Source organism: Roseicella aerolata, assembly GCF_020523605.1.
Taxonomy (GTDB): Bacteria; Pseudomonadota; Alphaproteobacteria; order Acetobacterales; family Acetobacteraceae; genus Paracraurococcus; species Paracraurococcus aerolatus.
Genome location: NZ_JAJAQI010000149.1, coordinates 1 through 1,322, shown reverse-complemented (window position 1 = coordinate 1,322; position 1,322 = coordinate 1). Strand labels below are relative to the sequence as shown.

The 1,322-nt window shown below is 71.6% G+C and carries 1 pseudogene; it reads left to right on the top strand.

The window, feature by feature from the left end:
- A pseudogene (locus LHA35_RS28260) lies at positions 1 to 1,202 on the top strand (hypothetical protein); the annotation flags it as partial.
- Between the last annotated feature and the right edge of the window lie 120 nt (positions 1,203 to 1,322).

Below are 1,322 nucleotides of genomic sequence, written 5' to 3'. Positions count from 1 at the left end.
GCCAAGCACGAAAGGAGGCCACAACCCACCTGACAGAAGCCGAAAACCCCGAACTTCCAGCCACAACCCGGGTCAAATCCTCATGGCAATCCCGGGTCAGCTCTCAGTGGCAATCAACACTGGAGGGCTTCAAGACGGGACCGGACCCGGTGCTGAACCTGCGGCTGGACCGGACCGGGAAGACCGAAACGCTGCGCCTGTCCGAACTCGCATGGCCCGCCCGCCGGGGCGAGGAACACCGCCCGCGCCATGCGGTCCTCCAACACGCCTACGCGCGGACGATCCACAAGGCGCAGGGCCGCACAACCGACTTCGCCATCATCCACGCGGGCGACGGGCTGGATGCGTCGCGGGCCTATGTGGCGATGACCCGCCACCGCCGGGACGTGCTGGTGGTGGCGGACGCTGGCGCCATTGCCCACCGGCTCGCATCGGACGGGGAGAAGCCGACCCGCGAAGCCGTCCGCATGGCCTTCCTGCGAAGCGCCAAGGCTTCGGCCGAGGGGCTGAACGCATCGGACTATGTGGCCGACCGTGGCGCCTGGCTGCGGACCGGCGACCCGAAGGCCCTACCCGAGACAGCGCGCGAGACGCGCATGCAAGCCGTGATGCGGTTTGCCAAGCTCGCGGCGCAGAAGGTCGGAAAGGTCATCCGGTGGCGTCCGGAGCGGGTCCGCGCGATCCAGCCACCCGAGCAGGCCCCGGCCCAGGCCCGGCCCCAGCAGCCCGCGCCACGCCAGCAGGCCCGCCGAGAGCCGTCGAAGCCGCGGCTGGACGTGCCGCTGCTGGAGCGCATGACGCGCACCTATGCCGTGAAGGTCAGCCAGGGCGCCATGGGCTTCAGCGAGGCCGTGGACGCGCTGGTGGCGGCCGATCGGCGCGACGCGGTGCGCGGCGTGGAGATACACTGGAACCCCGTCCACCACATCGCCACCCCGAAGGGCGGGCGCCGGGCGCGCGATCCCGACTTCTGGACCGACCGCCTGATGCAGCGGATTGACGCCTTCGAGCAGGGCGGGGTGGATCGCCTCTGGCCCGAGGTCGCCCGGATGCGGGAGCAGGCGAAGGCGCAGGCCGCGAGGGCCAGCCAGCAGGGGCAGGCCCCGGCCAAGGGCAGGCGAGGGGTGCCCCAGGCAGCGAGAACCCCGCCCCCGGCAGCGCGGGGAGCGGGGCACGATCGCGGGCCGAGGATGCGGCGCTGATCTAGTGGAGCGAGTCTAACGCTTGGTGCCCACGCCTCGCGGCGGCGATGACGTGGTCCGGGTGCTTGGTCCATCGGAAGGGGCGCGGGTCGGCGTTGGCCTCCGCGACGAAGCGGTTGA